This window comes from Enterococcus sp. FR204 (assembly GCF_031143325.1).
Classification (GTDB): domain Bacteria; phylum Bacillota; class Bacilli; order Lactobacillales; family Enterococcaceae; genus Enterococcus_B; species Enterococcus_B faecium.
In genome coordinates, this window is the sequence record NZ_JAKZIW010000052.1 from 1 (window position 1) to 14,702 (window position 14,702).

At 38.2% G+C, this 14,702-nt stretch carries 11 protein-coding genes; 6 read left to right on the forward strand and 5 right to left on the reverse strand.

Annotated elements, in window-relative coordinates:
- Positions 1 to 126: 126 nt before the first annotated feature.
- Positions 127 to 1,131, reverse strand: a complete 1,005-nt coding sequence (locus tag RG571_RS10390; RefSeq protein ID WP_308947804.1) for a nucleoid-associated protein — start codon at positions 1,129 to 1,131, stop codon at positions 127 to 129.
- Positions 1,132 to 1,296: 165 nt separating this feature from the next.
- On the opposite strand from RG571_RS10390, the gene RG571_RS10395 reads away from it, so the two are divergent.
- The 3 genes from RG571_RS10395 to RG571_RS10405 all read left to right on the forward strand — a co-directional run bounded on the left by RG571_RS10395 (position 1,297) and on the right by RG571_RS10405 (position 3,301).
- Complete coding sequence (locus RG571_RS10395; protein ID WP_002339427.1) at positions 1,297 to 2,148, forward strand: aldo/keto reductase; 852 nt, start codon at positions 1,297 to 1,299, stop codon at positions 2,146 to 2,148.
- Between the two features lie 16 nt (positions 2,149 to 2,164).
- Complete coding sequence (locus RG571_RS10400) at positions 2,165 to 2,410, forward strand: hypothetical protein (RefSeq protein ID WP_002289275.1); 246 nt, start codon at positions 2,165 to 2,167, stop codon at positions 2,408 to 2,410.
- A 186-nt stretch (positions 2,411 to 2,596) separates the two neighbouring features.
- On the forward strand, positions 2,597 to 3,301 hold the full coding sequence (locus RG571_RS10405) for a hypothetical protein (protein WP_002289272.1): 705 nt from the start codon (positions 2,597 to 2,599) through the stop codon (positions 3,299 to 3,301).
- Positions 3,302 to 3,630: 329 nt separating this feature from the next.
- Here RG571_RS10405 and RG571_RS10410 read toward each other — a convergent pair whose 3' ends face one another.
- Positions 3,631 to 6,072 (reverse strand): hydroxymethylglutaryl-CoA reductase, degradative, encoded by a 2,442-nt coding sequence (locus tag RG571_RS10410; protein ID WP_002339429.1) that lies wholly within the window; start codon positions 6,070 to 6,072, stop codon positions 3,631 to 3,633.
- Between the two features lie 184 nt (positions 6,073 to 6,256).
- On the opposite strand from RG571_RS10410, the gene RG571_RS10415 reads away from it, so the two are divergent.
- Positions 6,257 to 7,411, forward strand: a complete 1,155-nt coding sequence (locus tag RG571_RS10415) for a hydroxymethylglutaryl-CoA synthase (RefSeq protein WP_002339430.1) — start codon at positions 6,257 to 6,259, stop codon at positions 7,409 to 7,411.
- Between the two features lie 21 nt (positions 7,412 to 7,432).
- Here the strand turns inward: RG571_RS10415 and RG571_RS10420 are convergent, their stop codons facing one another.
- Positions 7,433 to 8,185 (reverse strand): class I SAM-dependent methyltransferase, encoded by a 753-nt coding sequence (locus tag RG571_RS10420; protein WP_002289269.1) that lies wholly within the window; start codon positions 8,183 to 8,185, stop codon positions 7,433 to 7,435.
- Positions 8,186 to 8,548: 363 nt separating this feature from the next.
- Entirely contained in the window at positions 8,549 to 11,215 is a 2,667-nt protein-coding gene (locus RG571_RS10425) for a cation-translocating P-type ATPase (protein WP_131774360.1), read from the reverse strand.
- 340 nt (positions 11,216 to 11,555) lie between these two features.
- Between RG571_RS10425 and cls the strand changes: the two genes are divergently transcribed.
- On the forward strand, positions 11,556 to 13,007 hold the full coding sequence (gene cls / locus RG571_RS10430) for a cardiolipin synthase (RefSeq protein WP_002339432.1): 1,452 nt from the start codon (positions 11,556 to 11,558) through the stop codon (positions 13,005 to 13,007).
- 325 nt (positions 13,008 to 13,332) lie between these two features.
- Here cls and thiD read toward each other — a convergent pair whose 3' ends face one another.
- Positions 13,333 to 14,148 carry a bifunctional hydroxymethylpyrimidine kinase/phosphomethylpyrimidine kinase gene (thiD, locus tag RG571_RS10435; protein WP_002294369.1) on the reverse strand — a complete coding sequence of 272 codons (816 nt, stop codon included), beginning with the start codon at positions 14,146 to 14,148 and terminating at the stop codon, positions 13,333 to 13,335.
- A gap of 293 nt (positions 14,149 to 14,441) precedes the next feature.
- Here thiD and RG571_RS10440 point away from each other — a divergent pair, with 293 nt between their 5' ends.
- The gene (locus RG571_RS10440; RefSeq protein WP_308947667.1) at positions 14,442 to 14,681 is read left to right on the forward strand and encodes a hypothetical protein; all 240 of its coding nucleotides are present in this window, start codon (positions 14,442 to 14,444) and stop codon (positions 14,679 to 14,681) included.
- Positions 14,682 to 14,702 lie beyond the last annotated feature (21 nt).

A 14,702-nucleotide genomic window follows, 5' to 3' on the forward strand; every position in this document is an offset into this window, starting at 1 on the left:
GACAAAAGTGTTCTTTACTTCTGTCTCACGCTCTTTTTTTGTTATATTCGTCTTTTCCGATCCTTCTCTTGACACAATTCATTTAACTGATCACTGGTACTTGAACACCTAATGTTCTAGTCATTTTTATAAACGATTCAATACTTCATCCACATTTTTGATCATCACGGATATCGTACCATCCGGATTATTCACAAATTTAATCAAATCTGGGTTGCGATATACATCTACTGGTACGATCAGTTCGATCCCGTTTGATAGCTTGAATTTTTGTTTTCCAAATTTTTTCTCAGAAATTTCTTGCACTTCTTTTACAGGAGGTGCTTCTGGGACAAATCCTTGCTCTTGTACTTCTTCTTTAAAAGCCATTTTTGCCGTGATGTTTTCCTTGAAGACTTTTTCCGCAATCATCTCATGATCCAACCGACCTTTTTCTTCTATCGTATCATAGACAGCTTCTTTCAAATCAGCCATGATATCAAATTCTTCTGTCTCAAATTTTTTTCCAAGATGCTTGGCTACTTTTTGGATCACTTTTACATTTTCTTCTAAAGAAGGTGCAGGAACACTTTCGATCACTCTTCCAGAAAAATAAAGCTCTTTTTTGCCAGAAAACTCATATTTTTTTTCAATTAATTCGTAGGTCCAATCAGTCAAATTCACAGCGAATGCTTCATCTGCTTTTTGTGTTTTCGCCCCTAGAATTGCTCGATTCAAAATCAAGCGGTTGTCGATCCCTGCTTCGTCTGCTTCAACAAAGTGAGTGTAAGCCTCACGATAATTGACTTTCAATAAAGATAAGTACATCACTGTATCTAATTCATACAAAACAACAAATACATCTGCACTAGGTGCTTCTTCACTTTCTTGGTAGATATCGAACCACCGCTGAACGATTGCTTCACTTGCTTCCACAAAATTTTCTTGAGCGATTTTAAGTGATTCAACGATCATGCTTTCTTCTGCTAGTTGTCCAGTTTTTGTTTGAGCAGAAGAGATTTTTTGGATCTTCTTTTGAAGAAAATCACGAATATATTCTTTTGTCAGATCCAGCTCTTTTTGTGAAAAGACTGGAGAACCAGTTTCTCTGTCAATAATATGCAGAATTGCTTTTTTTAAATAGATATCCATTTTCTCATTCCCTTCTGTCTTAGTTTACGGAAAAAAAATCAAAAATACCATAATCAAAATCATTTTCTTTTAAACAAAAATTTCAAGAGTAGAAACAAAATGGATTCTTTTTTTCGAAAAATGCGCTACACTTATAGTTGAACGAATAAAAAAGGAGCTGAAAGTATGAATTCATTAACAAGCACTTATCGTCTATCAAATGGTTACGAAATCCCGGTAGTAGGATTCGGCACATGGCAAACACCTGATGGGGATGTCGCTGTTTCCTCTGTTAAAGAAGCGCTGGCTGCAGGTTATCGCCATATCGATACTGCCCAAGGATACAAGAATGAAGAAAGTGTCGGCCAAGCGATTAAGGAAAGTGGAATTCCTAGAGAAGAGATATTCTTGACAACAAAATTATGGAATGCAAACCACAGCTATGAACTTGTGATGTCTTCTTTTGAAGAATCATTGAAGAAGCTCCAAACAGATTATTTAGATCTGTTTTTGATCCACTGGCCAAACCCTGTTGCTTTTCGTGATAATTGGGAACAAGCAAATGCAGATACATGGCGAGCATTTGAAGAACTGTATGAAGCAGGTAAAATCAAAGCAATCGGTGTGAGCAATTTCTTACCCCACCATCTAGATACACTAGCAAAAACAGCAAAAATTATGCCGATGGTCAATCAAGTTTTCCTTGCACCAGGCGAATTACAGCCAACTGTAGTTGAGTATGCAAAAAAACATGATATGATCCTCGAAGCATATAGTCCATTAGGCACTGGTAAAATCTTCGATGTGCCTGAAATGAAACAAATCGCTGAAGCACATGACAAGACGATTGCACAAGTTGCTTTGCGTTGGTCGCTGCAACACGAATTCCTTCCTCTTCCTAAGTCAGTGACACCAAACAGAATCAAAGAAAATACTGAATTATTTGATTTTGAATTAACAGAAGAAGAAATGAAACAAATTGATCAGTTAGATGGTGTAGTCGGCAAAGCAAAAGACCCAGATACTACCCAATTTTAAGTCGAAAGGTGATTTTATGGATCCAATCGAACGCTTGAATTCTCTCTCGGAAGAAGTTACCCAGACTTTTCATTCCGATTTTGTCTTTTTGATCGATGCAGAGAAAATCCAACATTTTCCTGCAAGAAACTGGACACATGATCAAATCATCGAAGAACTGAAAAAACGGTTCGATCATTCGCTAATGGTCAAACCCTGGCACGAACATGAAGTCATTTATTCACCTGAACTACCTGTTTTTGCCTTGATACCGAAAAAATAGAAAGAATGGAACGGATTATGTATATATACATAATCCGTTCCATTCTTTATTTTTCTTTCAAAAAACGGGAAAATACGCAAATTTTTCTGTTGTAATTTGCGTATACGCAAGTTTTTTTGCATTACTCCTTTTCATTTGGCTGTTTTTTTCTTATAATCGAAAGGGTATGAGCGAAGGAGAGAACATATGAAGAAAAAACAGAAACAAAAATTATTAAATCAATTCCGTCCTTCATTGGATGGTGTAAGAGGACAATTATTCCGTTCTCTAGAAGAAGAGAGCTTGCGACGTTATGGTTTGCCGTTACAAGTCATGCTTGATCCCAAAAACCGTCAAATCTTAACGATCGGATTAGCTGGGAAAACAAATGAAGATACACGGATCAACGTGCCAATCGATGACAACTTCAATACTGTATTAAAGAGAATTCGTTCAGGAGAAAACGGGATTTTCGAACGATTCCGTGACAATCTTCTTATTGAAATCGTGTCTTACTGGAATGATCAACGATTGAAAAACGATGAACCAACTGCGCAAGCTGTTGCGACACCAGTTACAGAAGAAACAGTCAGTGTGCCAGAAGAAAAAACGGAAAAACCAAAAGCGGACACAACTGAAAATACACGCTCAACTGATACGAATGCCGCTTTAAGTTTTGCTGATTTTTCAAAAGCCGTTGCTGAGTATCCTAAATTTTACACAGAACAAAATGAACATGAAGTAGTTATTAATGAAAAAAATGCTGATGAACCTCGTAAATTAGCAACTATTTCTATGACTACTGAAAATGAGTTCGTTATCGAAAAAGCACTCGAACGGAAATACAAAGTCAAATTGACTTTGATTCCTTTGATCGAACAATTTGCAGCGACAGCGATTACTGATCGATAAAAATTCTATTTGTCATAAAAGGCTGGGATTTAAAATCCCAGCCTTTTTAGTCATATAATAATTTCTACAGCAAGTAAAAAGAAATTCCTTCTAACATCAGACTCAAATATCAGCTTGACCTGTCCAACAAATCACCTATGATCCTACAATGTTAGGCGACTTCTCTTCTACCTGAAGATATCTTGGAGTTGCCTGATTTCTTAAGATGCCTAACCTTAACTATAAAAAATTCTAATAATAAACATATTTTCTGATAGAGAAAAAAGCAAGATCTGCAGTAAATAAAATAACTGTAAATCTTGCTTTATTCTTCTAAAGATATTGCTTTTTTATTTTTCCCGGATTTTTTCCAATATTTGTATAGCTGTCTGCTGGTTCATCTTTTCTGCTTCACGTAATTTTTTCGCAACTTGCTCGATTTCCTCACCAATAGCCCCAATTGAGATCGCTAATGAACGAGCTTGAAGTCCCATGTGGCCTTTTTGGATTCCTTCTGTAACTAATGCACGCAAAGCAGCCAGGTTTTGAGCTAACCCTACTGCAGCAATTACTTGTGCTAGTTCCTTGGCTGAATCAATATCTAACATAGCTAAAGATGCTTTTGCTTTTGGCAGGATATTGGAAGCTCCGCCTACTGTGGCAACAGCCAAAGGCACCGTTAGTTTTCCAACTAGTTTATCCCCTTTGATCTGCCAGTCTGTTAATCCTTGGTATAATCCATTTCTTGCCGCGTAGGCGTGGATCGAAGCGCTAACCGCACGTGTATCATTTCCTGTAGCTGCCACTACAGCTTCTATACCATTCATGATCCCTTTGTTGTGCGTTGCTGCACGGTAAGGGTCAAGCTTCGCATATTCCCCTGCCTGTTGGATTTTTTTGGCAATTTGTTCACCGATTTCTTTGTTTCTCCCTAAGCGTTCGAATGGGATTTCACAACAGGCAGAAGCCAATGATTCTGTAGCAAAATTACTTAAAATACTGAATAGAATCTCTTCTTCAGGGAACCACTCCCGTAACTTGTTTGCCACACTCTCAAGAATCGAGTTGATCATGTTAGCGCCCATTGCATCTTTTACATCCACTAAAAAATCAATAGATAAGTATGCATGGAAACTCCCCATGAATTCCCGAGTAGAGATATCTTGAACACCGCCCCCGCGTTTCACGATTGAAGGATAACTTTCATTTGCACAAAGAATCAGCTCTTCTTTTCGATGATTAACTGCATTGATCACTGCTTGATACTCCGATTTTCCTGATAGAACGATTTGCCCTCGCATCAGCCGCTGAGGTGTTTCTGCGCAGATATTTCCACAGATTTTTGCACCATTACTTGCAGCTGCAATGACAGATGGTTCCTCTGTTGCCATCGGAATCCATTTTTTCTTACCATTGATTTGAAAATTCTGCGCGATGCCCATTGGGATTTCCACTTCACTCACTTGGTTTTCGATCATGTGATCGGAGAGCTCTTCAGAAAGTGTTTGTTCCTGAAAAATCAACGCAGTTTCTTGTGTCAATACATTTTTTTCTATTAATTGACTGCGCCGTTCAGATGGCGTAAGCTGATAAAACTTTTTTTTTTGCACATCCTTATGTGTTTGCTCCATATTCGCTTCTAACAAGACTGCCAAGCCTAAACCTCCACCAATACATAATGAAGCAATACCGTATCTCTTCTGTTCACGAAGCAATCCGTAAGCTAATGTAGTCAAGATACGTGCACCGCTTGCACCAATTGGATGGCCTAATGCGATTGCTCCTCCATATATATTGACCTTTTCTTCATCTAACTGCAGTTCTTGGCTAACTATGATAGAAGAAGCTGCAAATGCTTCATTGATCTCAAAAAGATCGATTGTTGATAAATTCATTCCTGATCTATCTGTCAATTTTTGAATGGCTTTGATTGGAGCGATTCCCATGATACTTGGGTCAATACCGACCTCCGCTACTTCTTTGATGGTTGCTAAATAAGGCAGATTATTATTTTCTGCGTATTCTTTGGATGCAAGGATCACCACAGAGGCACCGTCATTCAATGGGGAAGCATTTCCTGCTGTTACAGTTCCTTCTTCTGAGAATACTGTACGTAACGTGCCCAGTTTTTCCAATGTACTATTTCCACGAACTGCTTCATCCTCAGATAACACGTCTTCATCAGAAATCTTGACTGGGATGATCTCCTCAGAAAATACACCGGCTTCGACAGCATGTGCTGCTTTCAACTGGGACGACAAGGCATAGCGATCCTGCTCTTCTCTGCTCACAGAAAATTGTGTTGCAACCTTCTCTGCGGTTAATCCCATATGTGCATTTGAAAATGCGTCAGTCAATCCGTCGTTGACCATACTGGAAATTGGTTCACCATATTCATTTGTTTCTGACTGATACGGTTTCAGCATAGGTGCTTGAGACATACTCTCTGTTCCGCCGGCTATCACAAGTTCTGCTTCACCTAATTGGATCAGCTGGCGTGCTAAGATCACTGCTTTCATACCAGATCCGCAAACTTCATTGATCGTCATTGCTGGGACATCTACAGGGAGACCGCTGTTCAAAGCAATCTGTCTGGCAACATTTTGACCATTACCAGCTTGCAGGACATTTCCAAATATTACTTGATCGATTTTATCTTTTTTCAGTTTTGTTTTATCTAATAATCCTTTAGTCACAAGTGTGCCTAATTCAACTGCAGTAAATGGACTTAAACTTCCGCGATACTTTCCTATCGGCGTTCTTGCAGCATCTATCATAACGACTTCTTTCAAGTAAGCCACCTCCTACAAAAATATACCATTCTTTGCTGTAAAAACAAATAGCTCTTGTTCCAGTTATTTTTTTCTAAGATTAAATTTTAACAATCCTTAAATATTCTCTTTTTTATATTTCTTTTAATCTTTTTATGATACCTTAGTAAAGTAAGTTTTTTATCATAAGTAAAGAGGTGTTGAAATGAAAATAGGGATTGATCGTCTTTCCTTTTTTATTCCTAATTTATATTTAGATATGACAGAGTTGGCAGAAAGCCGTGGGGATGATCCTGCAAAATACCATATAGGGATTGGTCAAGACCAAATGGCAGTCAATCGTGCAAATGAAGACATCATTACACTAGGAGCAAATGCGGCCAGCAAAATCGTAACAGAAAAAGAACGTGAGCTAATCGACATGGTCATCGTCGGAACAGAATCCGGGATTGATCATTCAAAAGCGAGTGCGGTAATTATCCACCATTTACTGAAAATCCAATCTTTTGCTCGTTCTTTTGAAGTAAAAGAGGCTTGCTACGGTGGCACCGCAGCTTTGCACATGGCGAAAGAATATGTCAAAAATCATCCAGAACGAAAAGTACTAGTCATAGCAAGTGATATTGCTCGTTACGGTTTGGCAAGCGGTGGTGAAGTGACGCAAGGTGTCGGTGCTGTTGCGATGATGATCACTCAAAACCCGCGTATTTTATCGATTGAAGACGACAGCGTATTTCTGACAGAAGATATCTATGATTTCTGGCGTCCAGATTATAGCGAATTTCCTGTTGTTGATGGTCCTTTATCTAATTCTACGTATATCGAATCATTCCAAAAAGTTTGGAATCGACATAAAGAATTGTCGGGTCGAGGACTCGAAGATTATCAGGCGATTGCTTTCCATATTCCGTATACTAAGATGGGAAAAAAGGCATTGCAAAGCGTATTAGACCAAACAGACGAAGAAAATCAGGAACGTCTTATGGCTCGCTATGAAGAAAGCATCCGTTACAGCCGACGAATCGGTAATCTTTACACTGGTTCATTATACCTGGGGCTAACTTCTCTACTGGAAAATTCGAAATCACTACAGCCAGGAGATCGCATCGGTCTATTCAGCTACGGTTCTGGTGCAGTAAGTGAATTTTTTACAGGTTATCTGGAAGAAAACTATCAAGAATATCTCTTCGCACAATCTCATCAAGAGATGCTAGATTCTCGAACACGGATCACTGTTGACGAATATGAAACGATTTTCAGTGAGACGCTTCCTGAACACGGAGAATGTGCAGAATATACTTCAGATGTACCTTTTTCGATTACAAAGATCGAAAATGATATTCGTTACTACAAAATATAATAAAATCATAAAAAGAACCCTTCACGAGTCGTGAAAGGTTCTTTTTTTATCTGCGGACCAAAGGAGCAGTCTATAGGTCAGCTTAGTCGTACTAAGGATTTCTCGTTTTTCACTGAATAGTTTGCGAATGTACCTAGTCACAACAGGATCTTTTGCGTACGCGTCATAGTATAGCTTCATCAATTCTTCAGTAATTGATTCCTGTGTAAAATAAGTAAAATCTTTTTTCTTCACTTTGAATCCTTCATCAATTAAGTATGTTTCAAATTGATCCATTACAACTGGCGATGTATTAGGATCTTCTTCTATCATTCCTAGTTGCTTTTCGATAGGATAAAAAACATCATCGATTGATTCCACTACTCTGATTATCACGCACCATTTGCTTGACTTTTTCATCAATTTTTCTAATTGAATAAGATGTACCAATGCTGGATTTGCTGCTGTAAAAACCATTTCATATGTCTCATTTGATTGGATAAATTCTTCTAACGACTGTTTGATAAAGGAAACATTTGGCAACTCATTTTTTTCTGCTTCTTTTTTTGCATTTTCTAGCATTCCTGAAGAAAAATCGATCAAATCATAGCGATTAATTTCTTTTGCTAAGGAAAGAAATCTGCCAGATCCTCCAGCAACGTCTGCTGCTGTTTCAGCAGGCAGGACTTTCTCCGTTTTCAGATAATTTTTTACATCTTCAGCAATAGTTACTTGCGATTCTTGCTGGATTTCATAATATTCTTCAGCAAATTCATCCCATTCTTTTTCATTCATTTGATTTCCTCTAATTTTTTGTTATATTTTTTCACTTTTCGGAATAAATTATTCTCCTATTTTATCTATTCTATCTCTTTTGATGAATAATAAAATGATTGGCTTTCCGTCTATCATAAATAAAAAAAGGGACTGTGACCAAAGTCGTGTCAAAGTCCCTCTTTCCGAATAAACAGTGTCCAATCAGATGACCCTCAGTATTAGCTCAAAATGCTGATTTTACAACTTCTTCCTTAAACGGTGTTCTCCTGCCAACTCTTCGGTCACAAGTCACAATATTCAACAAACATGAGAAGCTGTTTGTTGAAATTGCACCTTGTGACTCAGAATTAAACGGCAGGCTCACAACCTCGTTGATTCGTTTTATTTATTTCCTTGTACTCGTACAATGATCAATTTAGTGATTTCCATCAAAACAATTGTCACAAGTGCGATTCCCATACATGTAAAGACTTCTGTCAATCCAAATGCTGATGGGATAGAGAAGACTTCTTTCAGTCCTGGGATCATTGTTAAGCAGTAAAGCGCGCTACATACAACTACAGCTAGTAATACACTTCTGTTAGAGAAGAACCCTGCTTGGATAGCTGTTTGTGTGTTTGAACGTGCTGGGAATGTTTGCAATGTCCGACACCAAATCAATGTTGAAAATGACATGGCTACACCGAATTCAGGTGAATGCTGCATGCCAAGCCATTGAGCAAAGATAACAGCAATCCCAATCAGCACACCACGATACGTTACAGAAATCAATGTTTTGTCCGTAAAGATTCCTGAATTTGGATCTCTTGGCGGGCGGTTCATCGTATCAGGTTCAGCTTTTTCTGTACCTAATGCAATTGCTGGCAGTGAATCATTGACTAAATTGATGAACAACAGTTGTAATGCTGTAAATGGATTGGACCAGTCAGCAACTAAGGCAAAGATGATCGCAATGATCGCACCTAAATTTCCTGCAAATAGATAAGAAATAGCTTTCTTGATATTATCAAACACATTACGTCCTACTTCTACTGCGCTGACAATAGAAGCAAAGTTATCATCCGTCAATACCATCGCTGCTGCATCTTTTGCCACATCTGTACCCGTTCCCATAGCAATTCCGATGTCTGCTTGTTTCAATGCTGGTGCGTCATTTACACCATCACCTGTCATAGCTGAGATATGACCTTTATTTTGCCAAGCACGAACGATACGAATTTTATTCTCAGGTGAAACACGTGCATAAACAGTGACTTTTTCTAAAACTTCGTTTAGTTGATCTTCTGTCAATTCATCTAGTTCCGTCCCGGTCAAAGCCAGGTTTCCTTCTTCAAAAATCCCGATTTGTTTTGCGATAGCAACAGCTGTTGTTTTGTGGTCACCAGTAATCATGATTGTTTTGATTCCTGCACTTCTTGCTTCTGTTACCGCCTGAGTCACTTCAGCACGTGGAGGATCGATCATAGCAAGCAAACCAACAAGGATCAAATCGTCTTCATCTTCAAATGATAAATCAAAATTATCAAGTGGACGGTAAGCAAAAGCTAGTACACGTAATGCGCGTGTTGAAAAAGCTTCATTTTGCTCTTGGAATTTTTTCATCAATTCATCCGTCATCGGAACGACTTCACCATTTAGCAATACTTTTTTACTGCGTTGGAAGACGATATCGGGTCCGCCTTTGACAAACAAGTAATTTTTGTTATCAATTGTGTGTCCAGTAGACATTAATTTTCGATCAGAATCGAAAGGAAGTTCTGCTTGTCTTGGGTAGTTGTTTCGGATTTCCTGATAAGGCTGGTTTAATTTTTCACTAAAGTCGATAAACGCTACTTCCGTAGGGTCGCCCAATTTAGTACCGTCTTCACTGATCGATGCATCATTCGCTAAAACACTGATTTCGATCAAGCGACGTTCGTCAGCTGTCCATTTTGAAGGGTCATTTGTGAAATCCCCAGTATCGCCATTACCTAAAAAGTAGTCAACAACTGTCATTTTGTTTTGTGTCAATGTACCAGTCTTATCTGTACAGATGATACTTGTCGAACCAAGTGTTTCAACTGCTGGAAGCTTCCGAATAATGGCATGACGTTTTGCCATTTTATTCGTTCCCAAAGATAACACGATTGTTACGATAGACTGTAATGCTTCTGGAATAGCAGCTACGGCTACGGCTACGGCAAACATCACTGCGCTGACGATATCTGCAGTCATATCTCCTGTACCTTCTCCAAGATAAATACGAAACAGTTGGATACCTAAAATCAATAAAGACAATGCCAAAATAGCCAGACTTAGTTTTTTACTGAATTTATCCAGACCTCGTTGTAACGGAGTGACTTGCTCAGTTGTTGATTCCAAAAGGCCAGCAACTTGTCCGATCTCCGTATTATTCCCAGTTGAAGTCACTAAGAATTTACCGCGTCCGTAAGTTACGATCGTTCCACTGAATACCATATTTGTACGATCTCCGATTGGTACCGTACTTGTGATATCCGTTACTTCTTTTTCTGCAGAAGTCGACTCTCCTGTCAGCATACCTTCATCTACTTTTAATGATCCCGCATCTAGTAAACGTCCATCAGCAGGTACATAATCGCCTGCGTCTAACAACACGATATCTCCTACCACAAGTTCGTTTGCCGGAATCGTTTTTTCCTTACCATCACGAATCACTCGAGCATCGGGCGCTGAAAGGTTTTTCAACGCTTCTAAAGAACCTTCTGCTTTTTTTGTTTGGACAACACTGATTATAGAATTCAACATCAATACTGCAAAAATAACTAAGAATTCGATGTAGTCACCCATGACCATCTGAATCAGTGCGACAATCAGCAATACGATAACCATTGCATCTTTGAAAGTTTCTAAGAACAATTTCCAAGTTGGCTTCTTCGGCTTTTCTTTTAGCTGGTTCAAGCCATCTCTTTCTAATTTTTCCTTCGCTTGCGTGGTGCTCAATCCATCGGTTGAGCTCTGCGTTTGCTGCATCAACGAGTCGATCGTTTCTTTATAGACCGCTTGTTGTGCTTGTTCCTTGTTTTCCAAATTTCATCCCCCATTTTTTGATCTTGGCCCTAATCCTGTCTGAAAAAAAAGAGACCTAAGACAAATACGCATTTGTCTTAGGTCTCACCATTTCATACAATACCAGAAAACCATTTGGTTAACTTACTGTTGATATTATCGCAACAAACGTTGCCGGTTACTCCCCTAAGGAGATATTCAACTGTACTAATATCCTACCTTATTAACCTACAAAAAGCAACTACTTTAGCCCGATTTACCTACATTTTCATGAAAGGAGTGAAAAGTATATTCACCTTGGTAGGCTTCTTTCTTCTATCATGCTATACTAATGTTATTGTATGTAAGGAGGAACATTTTTGTGGTATCTAGTATTATAACCGCCCTTTATCTATTAAATGCACTTATTGCTTTGGTGGCTATTTTGATCAAACCCCGAGATGTAGCAGCCATTTGGGCATGGCTCTTAGTATTGTTTGCCCTTCCTGGGGTGGGCTTTGTATTATATTTATTTTTCGGACGTGGATTAACGGATAAGAAAAAATTCTATCTCCGACAAAGTGACTTGAAAGAATTAGAAAACTTTCAGTCTTTTAGAGGAGATACCATTGAACATTACGATCCTGACATGGGCGATAAAGACAAACAGCAATTTGTTGACTTCTTCTCTTCATTAAATCGTATGCCGCTGACAAGAATGAATTCTGTCACTCTTCTCACAGACGGACAAGAGAAATTGGATTCACTGCTTCAAGATCTAAAAAAAGCCAAACATTCGATCCATATCGAATATTACGCATTTGTGACAGATAATATCGGCCAGCAAGTCTTACATGTTTTAGAAGAAAAAGCCGCAGAAGGCGTGGAAGTTCGAATATTATATGATGCATTTGGCTCTCATGGCACAAAAGCAAAAGATTTCAATCGTCTAATCAAAAATGGTGGACATGTCCATACATTTGTTACCTCACAAAAGGCATTACTTCGTTTCCGATTGAATTACCATGATCACCGAAAAATCGTTGTGATCGATGGAAAGATTAGTTATACCGGTGGTTTCAATATTGCCAATCAATATGTAAATACAACAAAAAAATTCGGCTATTGGCGCGATACGCATATACGGATTTTCGGTGCCGCTTCTTCTTTGCTCCAGCTTCGCTTCTTAACAGACTGGAACGTCTCGGTACCTGAAGAAAAAAAGGTCGGCTATCATTTGAATTATTTCTTTAAAAAAGCAGATCGAGATGAATCTAAGCTTGCTGATACATCCATCCAGCTTGTTTCAAGCGGACCGAATAACGAAAGGGAACAAATCAAGCTTTCATTTATCAAATTGATTACTTCTGCTAAAAAACGTGTTTGGATACAGACACCTTACCTTGTTCCTGATGAAAGTGTCATTGCTGCTTTAAAAATCGCAACTGCCTCTGGTGTAGATGTGAAAATCATGATTCCCAACAAACCGGATCATCCTTTTATTTATCGAGCAACACAATATTATGCTCGGCAGCTGATCAAGGAAAATGTACAAATCCTTGTCTATGAGAACGGCTTCCTCCATGCAAAAACATTGATAATGGATGATGAAATCTGCATGGTAGGTTCAGCAAATCAAGATATTCGTAGCTACCGATTGAATTTTGAAACAAGTGCTGTCATTTACGATCCTGAGTTTTTAGAAGAACTTGCTACTCAGTTCAAAGAAGATGAGACACATTGTTTATCCATGACAACTGAAACAGTCAAGGAAATGTCTAACTGGCTATTATTCAAGCAACAAATTTCTCGATTATTTTCTCCAATCCTATAATTTTTTTATTCAAGTAGAGAAAAATATACTAAGATTAAAGGGACTGTGACAAAAATCTTGTCACAGTCCCTTCTTCCGAACAAACGGTGTTCTCCTGCCAACTCCTCGGTCACAAGTCACAATATTCAACAAACATGAGAAGCTGTTTTTTGAACTTGTTCCTTGTGACTCGGAGCTGGACGGCAGGCTCACAACCTCTTCACTAAACGGTGTTCAATCAGCTGACCTTCGGTATTAGAGAAGCAAACGGCAAAACATGAGAACTATTTTTCCGTTTGTTTCTCTAATACTCAGAACAGGACGCTGATCTCACAACTTCTTTCTTTTACTCTAATTCACCAGCTGCCCAATGATTGATGGGTCCATATTTGTGCCCTACATTTATTTCTTCACGAATTGCACGGTTTACATAGTCTTTTGCCAATCGGATCGCTTGTTCAACTGTTTTTCCTTTCGCTAACTCAGCTGCAATACATGCAGATAGCGAATCGCCAGTTCCGTTGATCCGGTCGGTAGGATAAAATGGTGCATTTAACCAAAATGATTTTCCTGATTCGAGCAATACGTAGTCATTGACTGTTTCTTGCTGCGCATCTTTAGCATGATGTCCTTTGATCATAACGTTTTTTGCACCCATATCTTGCAGTTCTTTTGCTGCTTGCACAAAATCTTCTTCAGCTGCTAATGTCCGTCCAGTCAGCTTTTCTGCTTCATAAAAATTAGGTGTCAGTACTTCGGCCAAAGGGACAAGCTTTTCTTTCAAGCTTTGCAAAGCAGATTCTTCTAGTAAAAGATTTCCATGTTTCGTTACGATTACGGGATCCACGACTAATGGTCCAAAATCATATTTTTGGTAATTTTTTACAACTGTCTCAATCAACTTTGAATCTGCTAGCATACCTGTTTTAGCTGCACGTATTTGAAAGTCCTTTGCAATCAGTTCAAATTCTTTGTCGATAAAATCTGTTGGCAATGTCACACTTGCTCCGATTCCGTAAGAATTACCTGCAACACATGCGGTCATGACAGAAACACCGTAAACATTTCTTGTAAAGAATGTATGCATATCTGCTTGCATCCCTGCGCTTCCATCGCTATCTGATCCTGCGATCGTCATTGCTTGTACATACTGATCTTCCATCAAATCGATTCCTCCATTTTTATAAAAAGATTTTTCATAATGCTGTTACTGTTTCTATCATATGTTTTTCAAAGTATCCCTCAGTAAATATACCACTACCTTTTCTTGGTAATCAAATTTATTTGAAAAAACATTTGTAATAAATCAGAAAATAGTTGTCATTTGTTTGTATTCGCTATTTTAATAATAAATAACCACTATTTGATTTATATATATTTCAGTATCCTTCTTGTTTTCATATAACCAAAGGCGCTATGATTTCCATATGAAAAAAATAAAGTCAGGTGAAAAAAATGAAACTTGAGGATAAAAAAGTCATTTTGAAGAAAATCAAACGACTACCAGACCAAATAGATGGCTATACGATCTGTTCTTTCAAAAAAGGCAGGAGTATAAAAGCTTATACGCAAAACACAGAAAAAGGAATAATCTATTTCCTACATGAAGAAGGTTACGATACCCAAACCTTTATGTTTACTGAAAAAAAAGAATTTCCAAGAAGTCATAAACTCTATGTGAATCAGCAATTTTAACTTCTAACTGTTCTTTATTAA

Coding starts and splice junctions, on each gene's coding strand:
- RG571_RS10390 (WP_308947804.1), bottom strand. CDS start 1,131: ATGGATATCTATTTAAAAAAAGCAATTCTGCATATTATTGACAGAGAA.
- RG571_RS10420 (WP_002289269.1), bottom strand. CDS start 8,185: ATGAATGAAAAAGAATGGGATGAATTTGCTGAAGAATATTATGAAATC.
- RG571_RS10405 (WP_002289272.1), top strand. CDS start 2,597: ATGAAGAAAAAACAGAAACAAAAATTATTAAATCAATTCCGTCCTTCA.
- RG571_RS10400 (WP_002289275.1), top strand. CDS start 2,165: ATGGATCCAATCGAACGCTTGAATTCTCTCTCGGAAGAAGTTACCCAG.
- RG571_RS10415 (WP_002339430.1), top strand. CDS start 6,257: ATGAAAATAGGGATTGATCGTCTTTCCTTTTTTATTCCTAATTTATAT.
- RG571_RS10395 (WP_002339427.1), top strand. CDS start 1,297: ATGAATTCATTAACAAGCACTTATCGTCTATCAAATGGTTACGAAATC.
- thiD (WP_002294369.1), bottom strand. CDS start 14,148: ATGGAAGATCAGTATGTACAAGCAATGACGATCGCAGGATCAGATAGC.
- RG571_RS10440 (WP_308947667.1), top strand. CDS start 14,442: ATGAAACTTGAGGATAAAAAAGTCATTTTGAAGAAAATCAAACGACTA.